General features: G+C 41.5%; 15 protein-coding genes and 1 CRISPR repeat array. Of the genes, 12 read left to right on the top strand and 3 right to left on the bottom strand.

The window, feature by feature from the left end; translation table 11 throughout:
* Nucleotides 1–80: 80 nt before the first annotated feature.
* Nucleotides 81–2,075, top strand: a complete 1,995-nt coding sequence (gene tkt / locus PAND9192_RS10785; protein WP_087853808.1) for a transketolase — start codon at nucleotides 81–83, stop codon at nucleotides 2,073–2,075.
* A gap of 476 nt (nucleotides 2,076–2,551) precedes the next feature.
* Entirely contained in the window at nucleotides 2,552–2,866 is a 315-nt protein-coding gene (locus PAND9192_RS10780; protein WP_065168753.1) for a cation diffusion facilitator family transporter, read from the top strand.
* A 93-nt stretch (nucleotides 2,867–2,959) separates the two neighbouring features.
* Here the strand turns inward: PAND9192_RS10780 and PAND9192_RS10775 are convergent, their stop codons facing one another.
* Nucleotides 2,960–3,406 (bottom strand): bifunctional diaminohydroxyphosphoribosylaminopyrimidine deaminase/5-amino-6-(5-phosphoribosylamino)uracil reductase RibD, encoded by a 447-nt coding sequence (locus PAND9192_RS10775; RefSeq protein WP_087853807.1) that lies wholly within the window; start codon nucleotides 3,404–3,406, stop codon nucleotides 2,960–2,962.
* 156 nt (nucleotides 3,407–3,562) lie between these two features.
* Here PAND9192_RS10775 and PAND9192_RS10770 point away from each other — a divergent pair, with 156 nt between their 5' ends.
* The 10 genes from PAND9192_RS10770 (at nucleotide 3,563) to cas2 (ending at nucleotide 15,333) form a co-directional block, all read left to right on the top strand.
* On the top strand, nucleotides 3,563–3,871 hold the full coding sequence (locus PAND9192_RS10770) for a hypothetical protein (protein WP_087853806.1): 309 nt from the start codon (nucleotides 3,563–3,565) through the stop codon (nucleotides 3,869–3,871).
* A gap of 301 nt (nucleotides 3,872–4,172) precedes the next feature.
* Complete coding sequence (locus PAND9192_RS10765; RefSeq protein ID WP_087853805.1) at nucleotides 4,173–5,504, top strand: peptidoglycan DD-metalloendopeptidase family protein; 1,332 nt, start codon at nucleotides 4,173–4,175, stop codon at nucleotides 5,502–5,504.
* A 237-nt stretch (nucleotides 5,505–5,741) separates the two neighbouring features.
* A complete protein-coding gene (locus PAND9192_RS10760) occupies nucleotides 5,742–6,794 on the top strand; it encodes a succinylglutamate desuccinylase/aspartoacylase family protein (RefSeq protein ID WP_087853804.1) in 1,053 nt (350 codons plus the stop codon).
* A gap of 183 nt (nucleotides 6,795–6,977) precedes the next feature.
* Nucleotides 6,978–9,473, top strand: coding sequence for a CRISPR-associated helicase/endonuclease Cas3 (locus PAND9192_RS10755; RefSeq protein WP_087853803.1), 2,496 nt, complete (start codon nucleotides 6,978–6,980; stop codon nucleotides 9,471–9,473).
* A 302-nt stretch (nucleotides 9,474–9,775) separates the two neighbouring features.
* The gene (gene cas5c, locus PAND9192_RS10750) at nucleotides 9,776–10,510 is read left to right on the top strand and encodes a type I-C CRISPR-associated protein Cas5c (RefSeq protein ID WP_087853802.1); all 735 of its coding nucleotides are present in this window, start codon (nucleotides 9,776–9,778) and stop codon (nucleotides 10,508–10,510) included.
* A complete protein-coding gene (cas8c, locus tag PAND9192_RS10745; RefSeq protein ID WP_087853801.1) occupies nucleotides 10,507–12,489 on the top strand; it encodes a type I-C CRISPR-associated protein Cas8c/Csd1 in 1,983 nt (660 codons plus the stop codon). The genes cas5c and cas8c overlap by 4 nt, the downstream gene beginning before the upstream one ends.
* Before the next feature lie 11 nt (nucleotides 12,490–12,500).
* Entirely contained in the window at nucleotides 12,501–13,373 is an 873-nt protein-coding gene (gene cas7c, locus PAND9192_RS10740) for a type I-C CRISPR-associated protein Cas7/Csd2 (RefSeq protein ID WP_087853800.1), read from the top strand.
* 2 nt (nucleotides 13,374–13,375) lie between these two features.
* Nucleotides 13,376–13,999 carry a CRISPR-associated protein Cas4 gene (gene cas4 / locus PAND9192_RS10735; protein ID WP_200817814.1) on the top strand — a complete coding sequence of 208 codons (624 nt, stop codon included), beginning with the start codon at nucleotides 13,376–13,378 and terminating at the stop codon, nucleotides 13,997–13,999.
* A complete protein-coding gene (cas1c, locus tag PAND9192_RS10730; RefSeq protein ID WP_087853798.1) occupies nucleotides 13,996–15,024 on the top strand; it encodes a type I-C CRISPR-associated endonuclease Cas1c in 1,029 nt (342 codons plus the stop codon). Before cas4 ends, cas1c begins: the two co-directional genes overlap by 4 nt.
* A 15-nt stretch (nucleotides 15,025–15,039) precedes the next feature.
* On the top strand, nucleotides 15,040–15,333 hold the full coding sequence (cas2, locus tag PAND9192_RS10725; protein WP_065176953.1) for a CRISPR-associated endonuclease Cas2: 294 nt from the start codon (nucleotides 15,040–15,042) through the stop codon (nucleotides 15,331–15,333).
* A 176-nt stretch (nucleotides 15,334–15,509) separates the two neighbouring features.
* A CRISPR array of direct repeats spans nucleotides 15,510–19,515; the repeat unit is 32 nt; unit sequence GTCGCTCCCACCACGGGAGCGTGGATTGAAAC.
* Nucleotides 19,516–19,630: 115 nt separating this feature from the next.
* Here the strand turns inward: cas2 and PAND9192_RS10720 are convergent.
* Nucleotides 19,631–20,224 (bottom strand): NTP transferase domain-containing protein, encoded by a 594-nt coding sequence (locus PAND9192_RS10720; protein WP_087853797.1) that lies wholly within the window; start codon nucleotides 20,222–20,224, stop codon nucleotides 19,631–19,633.
* Nucleotides 20,184–21,164: an XdhC family protein gene (locus PAND9192_RS10715; RefSeq protein WP_087853796.1), complete on the bottom strand. Its 981-nt coding sequence runs from the start codon at nucleotides 21,162–21,164 to the stop codon at nucleotides 20,184–20,186. The genes PAND9192_RS10720 and PAND9192_RS10715 overlap by 41 nt, the downstream gene beginning before the upstream one ends.
* Nucleotides 21,165–21,232 lie beyond the last annotated feature (68 nt).

Below are 21,232 nucleotides of genomic sequence, written 5' to 3'. Positions count from 1 at the left end.
AACTAAGCATTATTTCAGAAAGCGGCTCATCGAGCCGCTTTCTTAAGTTTACATTTACCTAAATATTTGGTGAAAATACTATGGAACGTAAAATGTTAGCTAACGCAATTCGTGCCCTAAGCATGGATGGCGTACAACAAGCAAATTCTGGTCACCCTGGCGCGCCTATGGGTATGGCTGATATCGCAGAAGTACTTTGGCGTGGTCACATGAACCACAACCCACAAGATCCTAAATGGGCTGATCGCGACCGTTTTGTATTATCAAACGGCCACGGCTCTATGCTTATTTACTCTCTACTTCACCTAACAGGTTACGACCTATCAATTGATGATCTTAAAAACTTCCGTCAATTACATTCAAAAACACCAGGTCACCCAGAATACGGTTACGCACCTGGCGTTGAAACAACAACAGGTCCTTTAGGCCAAGGTATTACTAACGCTGTTGGTATGGCGCTTGCTGAAAAAGCAATGGCTGCACAATTCAACCGTGAAGGTCATGACATCGTCGATCACCACACTTACGCTTTCATGGGCGACGGTTGTATGATGGAAGGTATCTCTCACGAAGCATGTTCTCTAGCTGGTACTTTAGGTCTTGGTAAGCTAGTTGCTTTCTGGGATGACAACGGTATCTCTATCGATGGCGAAGTAGAAGGTTGGTTTGCTGACGATACTGCTAAGCGTTTTGAAGCATACGGCTGGCACGTGATCCGTAGCGTTGATGGCCACGATGCAGCGGCAATCAATGCTGCTATCGAAGCTGCAAAAGCTGAAACAACTAAGCCTACTTTGATCTGTTGTAAAACAATCATCGGTTTTGGTTCGCCAAACAAAGCTGGCTCTCACGACTGTCACGGTGCTCCACTAGGCGCTGACGAAATCAAAGCAGCACGTGAATTCCTAGGTTGGACATATGGTGCATTTGAAATCCCTGCTGAAATTTACGCAGAGTGGGATGCAAAAGAAGCTGGTAAAGCAAAACAAGCATCTTGGAATGAGAAATTTGCAGCATACACAGCAGCATTCCCTGAGCTAGCGGCTGAGTTTACTCGTCGTATGACAGGTGGTCTACCTGCTAACTGGGAAGCAGAAACAAGCAAAGTTATTGCTGATCTACAAGCAAACCCAGCTAACATTGCATCACGTAAAGCCTCTCAAAACGCACTTGAAGCATTTGGTAAACTATTACCTGAATTCATGGGCGGTTCTGCTGACCTAGCACCATCAAACCTAACTATGTGGTCTGGCTCTAAGTCAATCACACCTGAAGATGCATCAGGCAACTACATTCACTACGGCGTACGTGAATTTGGTATGACTGCAATGATCAACGGTATGGCACTGCACGGTGGTTTTGTTCCTTACGGCGCAACATTCCTAATGTTTATGGAATACGCACGTAACGCACTACGCATGGCTGCTCTGATGAAAGTTCAGAACATTCAAGTGTACACTCACGACTCTATCGGTCTTGGCGAAGATGGTCCAACTCACCAACCTGTTGAGCAAGTATCATCACTACGTCTAACACCAAACATGAGCACATGGCGTCCATGTGACCAAGTTGAATCTGCAGTTTCTTGGAAATACGCGATCGAGCGTAAAGATGGTCCAACATCTTTAATCTTCTCTCGTCAAAACCTAACTCAACAAGATCGTACTGCTGAGCAAGTTGCTAACATCGTTAAGGGTGGTTACATCCTTAAAGATTGTGCTGGTAAGCCAGAGCTAATCTTAATCGCAACGGGTTCTGAAGTAGGTATCGCAGCAGAAGCATACGCAGAACTAACAGCTGCTGGTCGTCAAGTACGTCTAGTGTCTATGCCTGCTACTGACCTGTTCGATAAGCAAGATGCTGCTTACCGTGAAAGCGTTCTTCCAGCAGACGTTACAGCACGTATCGCTATCGAAGCGGGTATTGCTGACTACTGGTACAAGTATGTAGGCCTTAACGGTCGCATCATCGGTATGACAACATTTGGCGAATCAGCACCTGCTGAAGAGCTATTTAAAATGTTCGGCTTTACTGTTGAGAACATCGTAAACACTGCTAACGAGTTACTTGCTTAAGCATATATTGCTAAGTCATAGTAGACGTTAAAAAATAAAGCCGAGTATTTATACTCGGCTTTTTATTTATCCGGATTTTATTATTGTTCCAAATAAAATACTCTTCCTCCTATCTATATCCACATATCTGCGATATAACTTCCTATATTTAATGTTCAATATTGAATCAAAAAATAGAAAAGGTCTTTATTTGAAAAATTAATAGCTTTTTTATTGGTTGTTATTTGTGCATCTTATTTATTAATATAAATACCCATCTCCATTTATATTAATAAAAAACTGTAACTATTAATATAAATGCTCATGTATGGGCTTTTTTTTGTATGCAATAAACCTATTTTATATATTGGGCAATTAGCAAAAATAGAATATTTGATTATAAAAAAGTGTATTGTTCAAATTTAAAATAAGCGTAAATTAAATCCCATAGACAGACACAAACTTACTAATAACGCTGTTTATCAAAGGATTTAGATATGTCACATTTTAATAGTCAAGAACATCAAGGTTCACAAAAAGCACATCAACATACTGCTGAAGCTGAACATGAAAAAATGGAACGTCGTTATGGTGAAGAAGTAGAACATAAACATAACCGTGACCACCATGAAGTTCGTGACCATGAAAAAAGCCACCCACATACACAACACGGTGGTGATCCAAAAGGTCATAAACATCCAGAACAAACTCATGGCGATCGTCATGAGCATGACGAACATCGTCATCACAAAACTAAAGAGCATGATCATAAAGAATCATCTCGTAACCATCACAAAACTTCAACTAAGTAATTAGTTAATAAATTTTAGTGATCAGTTAAAAGCCAATTTAATAACGATAATATTTATCGATTTAAATTGGCTTTTGTTTATATAGAATTAAATTTATTTATTATTCGGTAATAAATAAGGTGAAATAAACGCAGCTACTTCGTCTTCACATAATCCTAATGTTACTTCTATTCCCGCTTGCTTTAATACATCAATACCTTTACCGCTATTACGTGGATCAGGATCTAGAGTTGCTACCACTACTCGCTTTATCCCCTTTTCAACTAAAGTATGTGCACAAGATGGTGTCCGTCCCACAAATGAACATGGCTCTAATGTTACATAAGCCGTTACATCATCCAGTGGTTGATCATAATTTGCTAATGCCATCGCTTCAGCATGATGACACCCCGGTGCTTGCGTAAACCCTTCACTGACAATCAAGCCGTCTTTCACTAAGACACATCCAACAGGCGGATTAGGACGACAAGCAGGCAGAGCTTGATGTGATAATGTTAATGCTCGCTGCATAAAGCTTATTTCTTGCGCTAAGTTTGTCATAACACCTTCACTTTAATAGTATCTAATTCAATATTCTATAACGAAATCAAGCTTAACCGTTATGTTGATACCATGAATAATATATGAATTTACAACTCACCCTCAATTCAGGTGCGATAGGTTTAAATACCCTCACTGAATAACATGAGGTTTTTCATGAAACGATTAATCATAACCTTAACATTATCGTTAGCGCTGCATTCATTATCCGCATTCGCAACACAACCAAGTACTACATCAACACCATTACAGACTCAAGATATGATTGAATATATTGACCATACCCATCAATTAACAACAACAGAGAAAGTCCAAACGGATGTAATACACTCAATCAATACCAATAATTACCTGCAGATAAATTCTCACAAAGACGCCCATTTAGAGCGACGAGAAATAGCGCGGCGTTCAAAGAAAAAAAACACCAGTGCTTTCTACACTAAAGCACATACGCAGCCTCAGTAATCATTCAGCTAAGCCTTGCTATACTATTAGCTGTGCTCATTAATATCCTATTCGTCCAGCGCCTTTTACATTTTCCTTGCTGGACGAAACTATCATTTCAGCTCAATTGAAACATAAACTATCGTATAGTTATCATTTATATACTTTCTGCACCTAATTATCGAAAAGTTAAGCAAAAAATCCCCCTCAAAGGTATAAATTCATTTAAGGTTCAGAAAAGCTATGTTTTCATACATGCTTGCTAAAATAAGCCAAGTGCTAACACTCGCACTCATTAAAAATAAAAGAACTGACGAGCATTATGTCTACGTTTAAAACGACAGTATTAACAAATTTTTTGAATTACCGCTTTATTAGCCTAATTGGGCTATCTATTATTACTGCTGCTGCCGTATTATCAATTAACACCACACCATCAATACACAATAAAGAGATCCAACTACCCTTAGTAACTACGCCGCAAGTGGTGCTAAAGACCCTAACACCAGCAGCGGTCACTAAAGATATTGTGCTACCGCCAACCTATGAATACAAAGTCAAAAATGGTGACACGCTCAGTGAGATATTTGCACAATTAAATTTACCGCAAGCCGATGTTAAAGATATCATGGCTGCAGATTTAAATAGCTTACAAATTGATAACTTACGTCCAAATGATATCTTAAGATTTTGGGTAACAGACAGCAATCATCGTTTAAATAAAGTGCAACTACAATTTAACGTCGCGCATATGATTGACTATACTCGAGAGAAAAATAACGACTTTAGTGTTAAAGAGATCACCTTACCTGGCGTATGGCGTGAAAAAGTCATCAGTGGTGAAATTCATGGTAGTTTTAGTTCATCAGCCCAAAAAGCGGGCTTAAGTTACACCGATATCCATGAAATTATGGCTATCTTTAAAGACAAACTCAATTTTGATCGCGACCTAAAAACAGGGGATCGTTTTGAAGTTGTCAGCAAAGCAAAATATGTCAATAATCAAGCCAGTGGTGATACTGAGCTCCAAGCCGTTCGTTTATACACCAATAAGCAACAATTTTCTGCCTATTTAAACAGTGACGGTAATTTTTATGATAAAAATGGCGAAAGCTTACAACAGGCATTTTTACGTTACCCAACCGCAAAACGGTTCCGTGTTAGCTCACAGTTTAACCCTTATCGTCGCCACCCAGTAACAGGGCGCATACAACCACATAACGGCGTTGATTTTGCAGCACCATCAGGAACTCCAGTACTCGCGACAGGTGATGGCGTTGTTACTCGCGTAACCAACCACCCTTATGCTGGTCGTTATGTAGTAATCAAGCATAGTGCCAATTACAGTACCCGCTATCTGCATAACAGTCGTATTCTAGTCAAGGTAGGACAACGAGTAAAACGTGGCCAAAAAATTGCGTTATCAGGTCGAACTGGTCGTGTCACTGGTCCGCATATTCATTATGAATTTTTAGTGCGAGGTAAACCTGTTAACCCATTAACAGCAAAAATTCCATTAGCAGCGTCAGTGTCACACCAACAGAAAAAAGAGTTTGAACTTGATGTGGCGCAATATAATCGTCTAATGCGTTTGCCATTAGCACATAAAAGCAGTGATATAAAAGTCGCTGTTAATGAAGCTAAAGACATATAATTATTACAATATAAGGCACTGTAGTACGACTACTGTGCCTTTTTATTATCTTTCGCAACCATCCCTCCTCACAGTTGATACAATTTGATACATTTCTGCTACTTTAAATCTAATTAAACGTGATATTGTTCCTGTTTTAAAATGGAATTTATGATTATTCTCAAGATGTTATAACGCCTTCATTTTCTATGCGTAAACATTAATCATATTCTAATAGCCCATATACAGGATGTATCTATGGCCACAAAAAATACCCCGTTTGAATTTTCAGATTTACAGGTTGAACCGGGAAGCCATATTAATTGCGAACTAGAAATTGCTCGCCTTTATACTCACTCACCTTTATCAGTATCGGTTGATATTCTGCATGGAAAGCATCCAGGTCCGGTATTATTGATTAATGCTGCGATACATGGTGATGAGCTCAATGGGATTGAAGTTGTCCGTCAAGTTATTGAAAAAATTGATTTATCAAAACTTCACGGCACTATTATTGCTGTCCCGGTAGTTAACGTTTTTGGCTTTATTCATAAATCACGTTATTTGCCTGATCGTCGAGATCTTAACCGTTGTTTCCCAGGAGCTGAGCGCGGTTCAATCGCTGGACGGATGGCATATCAATACTTTAATCAAGTCGTGCGCCGTGCAACCCATGTGGTTGATTTACACACCGCAGCCATTTACCGCACTAACTTGCCACAGATCCGTGCCAATCTTGATAATCCACAAGCTAGTGCAATGGCAATGGCGTTTGGCTCACCTGTAGTGGTTGATGCAAGCTTACGTGAAGGTTCATTACGGGCTGCGGCAGAAGAGTTTAATATTCCCGTGATCACCTTTGAAGCTGGTGAAGCATTACGTCTTGACGCACATGCCGTTGGTTCTGGCGTACAAGGAGTATTAAAGGTTATGCGCCACTTAGAGATGTTACGCACTAGCCGCAGTAAAAAAACCATTGAGCCAATGGTGCCAAAGGCGACACGTTGGGTACGCGCTGATTCTGATGGCTTACTACGATCCCACGTTGCATTAGGTGAAAAGGTCGATAAAAACCAAGTTATTGCAACGATCAGTGATCCTGCAGGAAGCAATCAAGTAACCGTGATTGCCCCTCAAGGCGGTATTGTAATTGGCCAGCAAACATTACCACTGGTTAATGAAGGTGATGCTATCTTCCATATTGCTTTCTTTGAAGAGCCAGATGGTTTAGTCGAAGAACAAGTAGAGTCTTATCTATATGATGCAGTAGAAGAACTCGATGATGACTTAAAGTGGGGCATGACCAGTTAAGTCAACTTTACTGTGAAATAGCGGTACCAAAAAAGTGCAAATAAAAAGAGAAGCTCATTGGCTTCTCTTTTTACTATAAGAAGGAAAATAATTTAATAATAGGAATGTTTGATAACACTCTCACTTTAATATTTTCCATATGAATATAATAACCAGCAACGTCTATAACCATGATATCTATTTATGGATTTTATTGCTCACCATCGTGAAACAGATCTACAGGTCCAAACTGTTGCTCAACATTTATCAGAAACAGGAGAACTGTGTAGTGGCTTTGCAAAAAAAATCAACCTAGAACAAACCGGATTAATATTAGGTTTACTTCACGATTTTGGTAAATATAGCCAAGCCTTTCAAAACTATATTCAATCCGCCCAAGGTTTAATTGATCCTGACAATGTCTGCTTTGTCGATGCTAAAGCCAATAAAGGTAAAATAGATCATGCAACCGCAGGTGCGCAATATCTTTATGATGCACTAAAAAATTATGGGGGAAAAGGAGAAGGAGAACTATGCGGTCAACTATTAGCTTTATGTATTGCATCACATCACAGTGGGTTGATTGATGTTCTCTCGGCTGATTTTAATAAAGGCAATATCTTTAACACCCGAATTCAAAAAACAGAAGATAAAGCGCATCTACAAGAATGTCGAAATAATGCCGATCCAGAAATTATTAATCACCTAAATCAATTATTAAAACCGGCAAAAGGTGCACCTCAGTTATTAAAAGAATTACTTCAAAAAATATTCCCTTTACTCGGTTCTTCTCATGAAACAGCAAATACAACCATTAATAGCTTCAACGTTGGCTTTCTAACGCGGTTTCTTTTTAGTTGCTTAATTGATGCTGACCGCTTAAACAGTGCTGAATTTAGTGAGCCTCATCGTCTACAAGAACGTCTATCTCGTTCAGTAAAACCTGATTGGAATATTGCAATCACACGCTTAGAAAATAAATTAGCCACATTCAGTATCAAAAATCAGATTGATAATATTCGTCGAAATATTTCGTTAGATTGTCTAAACAAAGCGCAAGAAAAACAAGGAATTTATAGTCTAACTGTACCGACAGGTGGCGGTAAAACGTATGCCAGCCTCCGCTATGCCTTACACCACGCGAAACAACATCAATGTGAGCATATTTTTTATATTATTCCGTTTACATCAATCATTGAACAAAATGCACAGGTGATTCGCGACGCTATAGAACACCCTGATGATATTCATCCATGGGTACTAGAGCATCATTCAAGTATTGAGCCTGAACATCAAACTTGGCAAAGTAAGATCTGTGCAGAAAATTGGGATACGCCCATTGTTATTACAACCATGGTACAGTTTTTAGAAGCCCTATTCTCTGGCGGCACCAAAAGTGTAAGACGGTTACATCAACTTGCAAATAGCGTTCTTATTTTTGATGAAATTCAAACATTACCAATTAACTGTACTCATTTGTTTTGTAATGCATTAAATTTCTTAGTCGAACAAGCAAATTCAACCGCGCTTTTATGTACAGCAACGCAACCGTTACTCAACCAGTTAGACAATAGTGAAAAAGGTCAATTAACGTTAACAGCTGAGTTAGTCTCCGATGTAGGGGCATTATTTGATGATTTAAAACGGGTTCATATCAAAAATTGTTGTAAACCGTTAGGTTGGTCATTGAATGAAATTACTGATCTTGCTATCAAACAATTTGAATTAACGGGAAGTTGTTTAACCATTGTTAATACCAAGCAATGGGCACAAGATTTATATCTTTCTTGCCAGAATAGAGTTGATACCGATGCCCTGTTCCACCTTAGTACCAATCAATGCCCAGCACACCGTAAAGTTATCTTAGCTACAATTCGTCAACGTCTTGAAAATAATCAACCAGTGATGTGCTTTAGTACCCAACTAATTGAGGCAGGTGTCGATGTTGACTTCGCCAGCGTGATCCGCTTTTTAGCTGGACTTGATTCTATCGCTCAAGCTGCGGGTCGTTGTAATCGTAACGGTAAACACGAAACCGCCACTGTTTTTGTTGTTAACCCTGATCACGAAAACACCAAAATGTTAGCCGATATAGATAAAGGCAAAGCCATTACTAAGCGCATCATGAGTGAAGGATTTGAGGATTTGCTCGATCCTGCGGCAATGGCTCGGTATTTTTATTACTACTTCTTTCAGCGCAGTGAGGATATGGATTATCCATGTAAAGACAGTCAGAAAAACACCACCTCATTATTAGCTTTATTATCAAATAATAAGTCACACCCTTGCTCATTAAATGATGACAGAAGCAAACAACGCAAGCTGCCTCGTTTAGAACAATCATTTATGGAAGCGGGTAATATTTTCAAGGCAATAGATGCACCAACCCAAGCCATTATTGTTGATTATCAATCATCAAACAAATTAAGCAATGATCAACTCACCGCCGAAGAAATCATTATTGCCTTATGTGGTAAAGATAAAGTGTTTGATGCCGAATTATACTTTCAAGCTTTAAAACAAGCCCAAAAGTACAGTGTTAATGTTTTTCCTAATGTGTTTGAAAAATTACTTAAGAATCAAGCCATTTATGAAACTCAATCTGGCTCGGGAATTTACTATCTTCGCAAAGAATACTATGACAATGCTTTTGGGCTCAGTACTGAAATAGTTAGCGATTCAGTTTTTTGTAGTTGTTAATTGATAACTTGGAAGGATTTAAAGCACGCTCCCTAAAAGGGAGCGATAAATTTATACAAATATCAGTAAGTATTTCAATCCACGTTCAAATAATAAGAACGATGTCTTTAAATTAAAGACCACTAAAGCTTATAACCAATAGTTACTTTTATCTAACATTTTAAACCACTAAGAATCAAGAAGTTTACATTTATTTTCACGAAAAATTGAATCTATAATTAAAATTATAAACTTCACTTAATGATATTTGTACTAGTATTTAAACAGATTCATTTTTCAGTTGAACAAACGGAGAATAACACGTGAACTCAACACCTAAAAATAGCATCAGTTTTCGAGTCTGGGGGCGTTATGCTCTGTTTACTGATCCCGTGACCAAAATTGGTGGCGAAAAATGCAGTTACCATGTTCCAACCTATGAAGCACTTAAAGGCATTCTAAAATCTATTTACTGGAAGCCGACCTTAATATGGGTGATTGATCGAGTGCGGATCATCAATCCTATTCGTACCCAAACTAAAGGTACTAAACCGTTGGTTTGGGGCGGCGGTAACACCTTAGCTATCTATACCTTTTTGCATGAAGTGGAGTATCAAGTCGAAGCTCACTTTGAATGGAACACTCATCGTCCTGAACTTAAACAAGATCGCATTGATGGCAAACACTTTGCCATTGCAAAACGCATGCTTGAAAAAGGTGGGCGCCAAGATGTTTTTCTTGGAACTAGAGATTGCCAAGCCTATATCGAACCATGCGAGTTTGGCTCTGGTAGTAGTATTTATGACAATATTGATGAACTGAGCTTTGGGTTAATGTTCCATAGTTTTGGCTATCCTGATGAGACAGGCAAAGATGCGTTAGATAGCCGTTTTTGGTTCCCAACCATGCGCTATGGAATCATTGAATTTGAGCATCCTCAGCAATTTAATAATTCTGACCCACAATTGATCACTCGCCACGTTAGACCGATGACAGCTAAAGAATTCGAACTGGATGTAAACCTATTACCTGTCGAGAAACAGGAGGTTGAACAATGAGTTGGTTAGGAAAATTATATAAAACTTATGAGGCAGTACAGCAACTTGACTTAGCTCAGTCAGAGCAAATCATGCCGATTTGTCATACCCCTCAAAATGCCCATATTCACATTACATTAAATCAAAATGGTGAGTTTGTTCGCGCTGAGGTTTTAGAGAAAACGCAAATTGTACTGCCAGCCACTGAAAAATCTGCCAGTCGTAGCAGTGGTGAAGCCCCACACCCTTTAGCTGATAAACTGCAATATGTAGCTAAGGATTATGCTAATTATGGTGGTAAGAAAAAACCTTATTTTGATAGCTATGAAGCGCAGTTAAAGGAATGGATAAACTCACCACACTCACACCCTAAAGCAACGGCTGTTTACCAATATATAAGTAAAGGAACAGTCATTGCTGATTTAATCAAACATGGTATTTGCCATATTGATGAAAATCAAACCTTACTAACATCATGGGATAACCCCGATCAACCAACTCCCTTGCTCTTAAAAATATTACCGAAAGAAAAAGGGCAAGTTGAGCAAGGAAGTTCCTTAGTGTGTTGGAGTGTTGAAATTGCAGGTGATCAATGCCCTCAAACATGGAAAGACAGCACACTACAACAGGCATGGATTGACTTTGATATTAACAATAGTGCTGAATCTGCACTGTGCTATGTCACTGGTAACAATCTAGCAGCAGGTGTCAAGCACCCTGCAAAAATCCGTCATACAGGTGATAAAGCCAAGCTTATATCTTCAAATGATAAAGATGGCTATACCTATCGCGGACGATTTTTCGATAGTCAGCAATCTGCAACCGTGAGTTTTGAAGTTACTCAAAAAGCTCACAATACCTTGCGGTGGCTTATCGGTCGCCAAGGATATCGCAATGGTGATCAAGTCATTATTGCATGGGCGGTGAATCAGCCAGACATTCCTCAACCTCTAGAAAGTCTTGATGATCCTGAAGTCTTGTTTGCTGATGATTGGGGCAATTTTGATAATTTAACGCTTAATACTGAACCCTCACCAACCCCTATAGAGCCAGCGCTAGATCACAGTAAAGATTTAGGTCAACGCTTTGGGCATTTATTCAGTGAAAAGCTAAAAGGTAAGTTTTCAGGTGCACCTTTAGCACTCACCGATTCGATTGTCGTTATGGCATTGGATTCTGCCACTCCAGGTCGAATGGGGGTGACATATTATCGTGATTTTCAACCGGCTGAATATTTATCAAACCTTGAAGCTTGGCATCTTGATTGTGCTTGGTGGCAACGAGCAAGCAAAGAAAAACAAGAGGCTGGTAAACCTAAATGGTATCGCTGTGCACCGAGTAACTGGGCAATCTTAGAAGCAGTTTATGGCGATATAATTAAGAGTAATGAGGCACTTAAGAAAAACCTCTCAGAACGTTTATTACCATCGATTATAGATAAACAATCTATTCCCCTCGATATTATGCGCAGAGCAACACATAGAGCGACACAACGCCACAGTTTCAAATTAGATCAACAGTGGCAATGGGAACAAAACCTCGGCGTCGCCTGCGCACTATACCGCGGCTACGCAACTCGAACATTAGGGAGACACTACGCTATGGCGTTAGAAACGAATAATACTTCACGTGATTATCTTTATGGCCGTCTACTCGCTGTAGCAGAAAATATCGAGCAATTCTCGTTAGATAAATCAGGTGAAAAGCGATTAACCAACGCAGGAAGATTAATGCAGCGTTTTGCAGATCGCCCATTCACGACATGGAAAACCATTGAATTATCACTGTTACCTTATATTCAACGATTACAAAATACTCACGGTGGCTTTATCACCACTAGAAAACAATTACTCGATCAGATCCATAGCTTATTTAACAGCGATAATTTTAATTCAGATAAAGCGCTCTCTGCAGAATTCTTACTTGGATTCCACAGCCAACGACTTGAATTAATGAAACAAAAATCCACAACTGAATCTGAATTAGATCTTATTAATTAAGGAAAACTACTATGTCACTTAATCATAAAATTGATTTTGCTATTATTTTCACTGTTAACCATGCTAACCCTAATGGTGATCCATTAAATGGTAACCGCCCTCGTCAAGATTATCAGGGCTTTGGTGAAGTTACCGATGTTTGTCTTAAACGTAAACTACGCGATCGTCTACAAGAAGCAGAGCAGACTATTTTCGTACAATCAGACGAGAAAAAAACCGATGGTATGCCAAGTCTACGTACTCGTGCTGAATCTGCTGAGTTTGGTGTCGGTAAAGATGTATTTAATACCAAAAAAACCACCATTGCTGACGCGACTAAAATCGTCTGTGCCAAGTGGTTTGATGTTCGTGCATTTGGACAAGTTTTCGCTTATTCAAAATCAACAGGAAGTGAAGGTATTTCATTACCTATTCGTGGCCCTGTGACCATTCAATCCGCATTTAGTCTTGAGCCAATCAGCATTGAAAGTACTCAAATTACTAAAAGTGTCAGCGGTGAAGGTGATGGTTCTAAAAAATCTTCCGATACTATGGGTATGAAACACCGTGTAGATAAAGCTACTTATGTCAGTTTTGGCGCAATGACACCACAACTGGCGACAAAAACAGGCTTTAGTGACGAGGATGCGGAAATAATAAAAACGCTTTTACCACGTTTATTTGAAGGTGATGCCTCATCAGCACGACCAGAAGGCTCAATGGTAATAGAGAAAATTATTTGGTGGCAGCATAACAGTAAATCAGGTCAATATTCATCAGCCAAAGTACATCAAACGCTACGTCATCACCTAGAACAAGGCTTACCGTTAGATAATTCAGCCCTTAATGATAGTTTAATGGATGCATTACCTAACCTAACACCTGAAATTATAGAAGGTTTCTAATCATGGATGAGCGCCTGATCCCTCTTTCAGCATTGCAGCATTATGTATTTTGTCCGAGACAGTGTGCGCTAATTCATAGTGAACAAGTTTGGGCTGATAACTATTTAACCGCTCAAGGTAATCAGCTACATGAAAGAGTTGATCATGGCGCTCCTGAAACGCGAAAAAATATTCGTTTTGAGCGCGATGTTAACGTTGCTGCACCACAATTAGGTATTACAGGGAAGCTTGATTTACTTGAATTTCATATCAAAGATCACATTTATATTCCCGTTGAATATAAACGAGGTCGCACCAAAAAAGATGATAGTGATCGCGTCCAATTATGTGCTCAAGCACTCTGTATCGAAGAAATGACAAACCAAGAAGTTACTATGGGGTCGTTATGGTATTGGCAAACACGTAAACGGGTTGATATTAAGATCAATGAACCATTACGACAGACAACCCTCAATATTATTCAAGAAGTTAAGCATCTTTTTAATCATGGAGTAACACCAAAACCCATATTAACTAAAGCGTGTAATGCCTGTTCATTAAATAATTTATGTTTCCCCTCGTTATTTAGCCAAGATAAATCAACTAAATATCTAAAAGCACTTTACAGCATGGATAGCGATGAATGAAAAAATTACAAAATTGCCTCTATATAAATAGAGACGGTGCTTACCTTCATAAAGAACGTGAAACACTGATTATTGATATAAAAATAGATGGTAAAAAACAAAAACTCATGCAGTTACCTATACATTCTATTGGTCATATTTTTTGTTTTGGTAATATCATGGTCTCACCTCAAGTAATGGGATTTTGTGGTGAAAACGGCACTGGCTTAGCTTTTTTTAATCAATATGGACGCTTTCAAGCACGTATCGTTGGTAAACAATCAGGTAATGTTTTATTACGCAGAGCACAATATGACATTACGGATAAACAAGCGGCAGTTCTAGCTAGAGATATTGTGGCAGCAAAAATACGTAGCTCTCGAGCGGTATTACAGCGGCATGCTCGCAATCATAGCAATAGCGTCGAAATACAAAAATCAATAGATCGACATCGTCAAATCATTGAAGAATTGCCAGCCCATAATGATATTGAAAAAATAAGAGGCTTAGAAGGCGAAGCCGCCAGCCATTACTTTAAAGTGTTTGACCAATTAATCACTAATTCATCAAATGATATTCGCTTTGATGGTCGAAACCGTCGCCCACCGAAAGATCCAATCAATGCTATGTTGTCATTTTTATATGCTGTTCAAGGCAACGAAATAAGTAGCGCATTACAAGGCGTAGGCTTAGATCCTCAAGTTGGATTTTTACATGCTGAACGTCCAGGACGAGATAGCTTAGCACAAGATCTTCTTGAAGAATTTCGCGCCTTTTTTATTGATCGTTTGGTACTCACACTTATCAATCGAAAACAAGTATCTATGAAGGATTTTGAAACAGATACTTTAGGTGGTGTCAGTATAAAAGAAGATACACGTAAAGCTATTCTTCAGGCATATCAGCAAAAGAAACAAGAAGAAATTCATCATCCTTTTTTAAACGAAAAAATCGCTATTGGATTACTCCCTCATATACAGGCCATGCTATTAGCAAGATATATTCGTGGAGATATTGAACATTACCCACCCTTCTATCAACGTTAATTGAGAACGCTAACTATGATGGTATTAGTAACCTATGATGTCTGTTTAAGTGATTCATCAGGCAGACGTCGGCTGCGACAAATAGCCAAACTTTGTTTAGATTATGGTGTAAGAGTTCAATATTCAGTATTTGAGTGTGATATAGCACCAGATCAATGGGTCAAATTTAAAGCTAAACTACTGGCATTGTATGAACCAGAAGTAGATAGTTTACGTTTTTACCAATTAGGGAAAAATTGGCGTCACCGCGTTGAACATCATGGTGCTAAAGTTGCTGTCGATATATACCAAGATAACTTGATTATCTAATTCGCTAACCTTCTGTTCTCATGAAAAACCCACTAGGCTAGCTAAATTTTAATTCACTGATCATAAAGTTCTTTTACAATTTAGGATCTACTATTCAAAAAATCATCTTACTTTTAAATATGGTTAGCGCAAAAGAGGTATTCAGCGTAGGCTACGCCAGCCTTACCCAAAAGGGAGTCGCTCCCACCACGGGAGCGTGGATTGAAACTGATATTGCTTATTTTTTGTTGTGTTAGATTTAAGTCGCTCCCACCACGGGAGCGTGGATTGAAACCCAGCATGGTTCTTAGGTCGCAACCCATCTACAGGTCGCTCCCACCACGGGAGCGTGGATTGAAACAGACCAAGGAACAGGTCGCTTGTATGTGGGTCAGGTCGCTCCCACCACGGGAGCGTGGATTGAAACTAATATATGATTTGACCTGTATATCTGAAAAATCGTCGCTCCCACCACGGGAGCGTGGATTGAAACATTAAAAAAAGAAAGCAACGCCCAAAAAATAGCAAGTCGCTCCCACCACGGGAGCGTGGATTGAAACACTCTCAAAGAACACTTTCGATAGCCCGATTTTTGTCGCTCCCACCACGGGAGCGTGGATTGAAACAGGTACACATATAGAATATAGTGGCATTATTGTTGTCGCTCCCACCACGGGAGCGTGGATTGAAACTGTTGTTGCTGCCGATGAACGTTTAAAAAGTAAGTCGCTCCCACCACGGGAGCGTGGATTGAAACAACAGGACTCCCTCGCGAATATGGACGCCGATGAGTCGCTCCCACCACGGGAGCGTGGATTGAAACAAATTGTTGTCAGCACAAATCGTCGTAAGCATAGCGTCGCTCCCACCACGGGAGCGTGGATTGAAACCCGTAACCTCCCCATGAAATGTCATCGTCAAAATGTCGCTCCCACCACGGGAGCGTGGATTGAAACACTTCAACCAGCAGTAGGTGGTTTTCAGTATCATGTCGCTCCCACCACGGGAGCGTGGATTGAAACTTTGTAAATGCAGGTTCAGCACCAACATCAGCCGGTCGCTCCCACCACGGGAGCGTGGATTGAAACCAAAGCAATTAGACATTACGCCTGAGCAATTGGGTCGCTCCCACCACGGGAGCGTGGATTGAAACTCTGTCGTGATCAAAGACATGGAAGAAAGCCACGTCGCTCCCACCACGGGAGCGTGGATTGAAACACCAACCTGCTAACAGAAGAAGCACCGAAGGTAGGTCGCTCCCACCACGGGAGCGTGGATTGAAACTCCATATCATCCATGATTGCGACTAACACACCTTGTCGCTCCCACCACGGGAGCGTGGATTGAAACTCCATATCATCCATGATTGCGACTAACACACCTTGTCGCTCCCACCACGGGAGCGTGGATTGAAACTAAAAATCCTTTAGGTAATAAATCAACAAGATTTGTCGCTCCCACCACGGGAGCGTGGATTGAAACTCATCAGTAATCAAAACAAGTTCAAAAGAACCGTAGTCGCTCCCACCACGGGAGCGTGGATTGAAACAGCCTAGACACAATCAACAACATGGCGTTGTACGTCGCTCCCACCACGGGAGCGTGGATTGAAACCGACCGCCAGATAAGCACCAACGAAAGTGAGCACGTCGCTCCCACCACGGGAGCGTGGATTGAAACATCCGTGTTATGGGTGTGATTGCTACGGCTAAAAGTCGCTCCCACCACGGGAGCGTGGATTGAAACAATATATTTCTGAGCAAAACAACCTTGATGATTTAGGTCGCTCCCACCACGGGAGCGTGGATTGAAACTTGGTGGTCAGGCGCTTGCTAACTGCTACGGCGTGTCGCTCCCACCACGGGAGCGTGGATTGAAACAATATGACGTCACGAAAGGGGATTACGACATCGTGTCGCTCCCACCACGGGAGCGTGGATTGAAACAGATCCAGGCACAGGGAAAACCCGCGCAACATTAGTCGCTCCCACCACGGGAGCGTGGATTGAAACACACAATTTTCTTTTGAATAGTATTTTTCGACCATCTTTGTCGCTCCCACCACGGGAGCGTGGATTGAAACACACAGTTACCTATGTGTGTTAAGACGCCATCAAGTCGCTCCCACCACGGGAGCGTGGATTGAAACATTGAGGTGTGGTAATACGACTGTGATAGCGCAGGTCGCTCCCACCACGGGAGCGTGGATTGAAACATCAAAAGGTATGTAAACCAACAACGTGCCGTCACGTCGCTCCCACCACGGGAGCGTGGATTGAAACCCAGAGTCCTCAATAAAGTGTGATGATGGATCTTCGTCGCTCCCACCACGGGAGCGTGGATTGAAACGATTGTCGATCTCTCGCATTAGCCGTACTGTGTGTCGCTCCCACCACGGGAGCGTGGATTGAAACAACATAGAGTTTAATCTGTGATTCAAGTTCTTTGTCGCTCCCACCACGGGAGCGTGGATTGAAACTTGTGTCTATCATCCGCAAAAATGAATAGATAATTGTCGCTCCCACCACGGGAGCGTGGATTGAAACCCCATTCAGCGTCTTTAGCTTTAACTATTTTATAGCGTCGCTCCCACCACGGGAGCGTGGATTGAAACATGCCATTGAACTGATGTTAAACCGAGTTTACGTGTCGCTCCCACCACGGGAGCGTGGATTGAAACATAAATCGGAGCAATCAAGGAATCAATAACAAGCGTCGCTCCCACCACGGGAGCGTGGATTGAAACAGGGTCAATGCTCATACCTAGCAACATATCAATCGTCGCTCCCACCACGGGAGCGTGGATTGAAACAAGCTCATTAGACCACCACCATAACGCCGCATCGTCGCTCCCACCACGGGAGCGTGGATTGAAACTTTTGCAAGGGCTTTGTAATCATTGAGTGCTGTGTCGCTCCCACCACGGGAGCGTGGATTGAAACACTGCATAATCCCTTTGTTGTGTATTACAAATGTAAGTCGCTCCCACCACGGGAGCGTGGATTGAAACAGATTTGAGCATATCGTTCGGCACCATGGTTAACGTCGCTCCCACCACGGGAGCGTGGATTGAAACCTCGGCATCGGGGTCGGGGATATACTGACAATCAGGTCGCTCCCACCACGGGAGCGTGGATTGAAACTTGGGCAATATCATCTTTACCGCCAGCACGAAGGTCGCTCCCACCACGGGAGCGTGGATTGAAACCCAAAAGAACTGAATCTTAGAACCGACTTGATACGTCGCTCCCACCACGGGAGCGTGGATTGAAACACGACCACGAATGTCGGGTAATCGTTTGTCGATAGTCGCTCCCACCACGGGAGCGTGGATTGAAACAGCCATGATTGAAGCCGCTTTATCAAAAGCAATCGTCGCTCCCACCACGGGAGCGTGGATTGAAACATTAATGAAGACGGCAGTGTAACCGTATTCAAGAAGTCGCTCCCACCACGGGAGCGTGGATTGAAACCAATCATCAGTTGCTGACTCTGTCCATGCGTTGCGTCGCTCCCACCACGGGAGCGTGGATTGAAACACTGTAGCAATGATTTGCTCGTCGCTAGATAGCGGTCGCTCCCACCACGGGAGCGTGGATTGAAACAGGTTTTGCGATACAATAACGTAATAGTGCGACACGTCGCTCCCACCACGGGAGCGTGGATTGAAACCCACACCATATTGCTATTACTGCGACGCTTATCGTCGCTCCCACCACGGGAGCGTGGATTGAAACGCTTGATTTTGGCTAATGCAGATAATGGGTAACGGTCGCTCCCACCACGGGAGCGTGGATTGAAACATCAAGCCGACCGTTAGTGTAATTCCATGACACGTGTCGCTCCCACCACGGGAGCGTGGATTGAAACATTGCGAATGCTACAACATCACCACCGCTAAGGCGGTCGCTCCCACCACGGGAGCGTGGATTGAAACCATGATAACCCAGCTTTCAATAATTTACGGACACGTCGCTCCCACCACGGGAGCGTGGATTGAAACTCGTTTTATGGCACAAAAAACCTTACCTCATGCAAGTCGCTCCCACCACGGGAGCGTGGATTGAAACTCTGTTGATAGTTGTACTGCTGAGATCATTAACTAGTCGCTCCCACCACGGGAGCGTGGATTGAAACTCATTCGGAGAATCAGCAAGCGCAAACGAACGAAGTCGCTCCCACCACGGGAGCGTGGATTGAAACCCTATCAGATATCTTAACGTTTTCTTGTAAGCGTGTAGCTCCCACCACGGGGACTGGATTCAAGCATCTCTCATCAATCAAGTATCACTTAGACAAACGGCTCTGAATCACTGTGCTAGCTAATTAATTGCTGATATTTTTCAGGAGTATCAATATCATAAAAGATCCCACTCACAGCGTTTAATTGTAAGTAATGTTCAGTGCCTGTTTGTAATACTTGCTTCATTTTAGCGGTAATCGGTAACGCTAAAATATGTGGAATTAACGCACTATCAATCAAAACTGGATGCCCTGTTTGGTGTTGATTACCTGCAAACACCACCCTAGCGTGACGAGCTTGCAATAACATTCTAAATACCTGCGGATCAATACACGGCATATCAGCATGAGTTATAAAAAACCGTGCACTGGTTACGGCTGTAATCCCCTTTTGAATTGAACTTAACATTCCTTGCTGATATTCAGCATTCACTACCACTTGAATAAGTGGCTGATGTTGATATCGCCGTATCAGTTCGTCGGCTCTATACCCTGCAACCACAATCACTCTGGAGCAAAACTGTAATGCATGTTTGATAGCAACATCAAGTAGTGTACAGCCATGATAAGGTAACATCGGTTTCCATGCCCCCATTCGTGATGACAATCCCGCAGCAGGTATCACGCAATCAACCATGTCGGTAGTGCCATGAGTTACAGTCAATGCCATTTTTTACCGCGATAACTTCGGCAATAATCGCGATTGCAATTTCAAACGGGGTTTTACTGCCAATAGCGAGTCCAATAGGCGCATGTAGGCGAGCTAATTGTGATTGCGTATATTCACCAATCCGCATTAATCGCTCTCGACGACGTTCACTGTTTGCATGTGATCCTAAGGCACCAATATAAAACGCATTAGACTCTAATGCCCCCATTAATCCGATATCATCCACTCGTGGATCGTGGGCTAATGCTAATATTGCGCTATAAGGAGTGGCATAACGTTCCACAAATGCATCAGCAGAGCACCATTCCACATCAACTCCCCCCTGTGCTGCAGTCCAACGCCAACTTTGACTATAATTTTCACGCATATCGCATAATCTTACGGTAAAACCAGCTCTCGTTGCTAACCGTGCAACCTCTTCGCTGACTTGGCTAATACCCAATAATAATAATTGCCAATGCTGTTGGTAATGCACTGTTAACCATGGTGAAGGATATAACGCACTATCAGTACCATTGATAATACCGCGTTGCTCAGTATCAGGGTTGATAGCACGAATAAATACAGAAGCTTGTGCTGCGGCAGCTAACCAATCATCAACAAAATGGTAATCATTCGGCTGTAAATATTCAATCAACAACGAAATATGACCGCCACAAGGTAATTCATATTGACTGCCATTCGGTGCTAAATGACTTCCATAATCAAATACTTGTAGTGGTTTATCAAATTGGTGCAGTTGAATCAATGCCATAAAAGCATCTTCAATACAGCCACCAGAAACGGATCCGGAACGAATGCTTCCTTCCGTTGCAAATAACGATCCTATTGGACGCGGAGCTGAGCCATAGGTGGACACAATAGTACATAGCCACACCGGTTTCCCTTGTTGTAGCCATGACTGACAGTCTAATAATACCTGTTTATCTAAACCATTCATAAGTCGACGATCACTTTGTTTATTTTAACAACAATACCAAAGTTAGCCTGCAACAATGCAGGCTAATA

It is taken from the genome of Photobacterium andalusiense (genome assembly GCF_900185625.1).
In the GTDB taxonomy this organism is placed as follows: Bacteria; Pseudomonadota; Gammaproteobacteria; order Enterobacterales; family Vibrionaceae; genus Photobacterium; species Photobacterium aquimaris.
The sequence above is the reverse complement of the archived record's forward strand: the minus strand, read 5'-3'. Positions and strand labels throughout refer to the sequence as shown.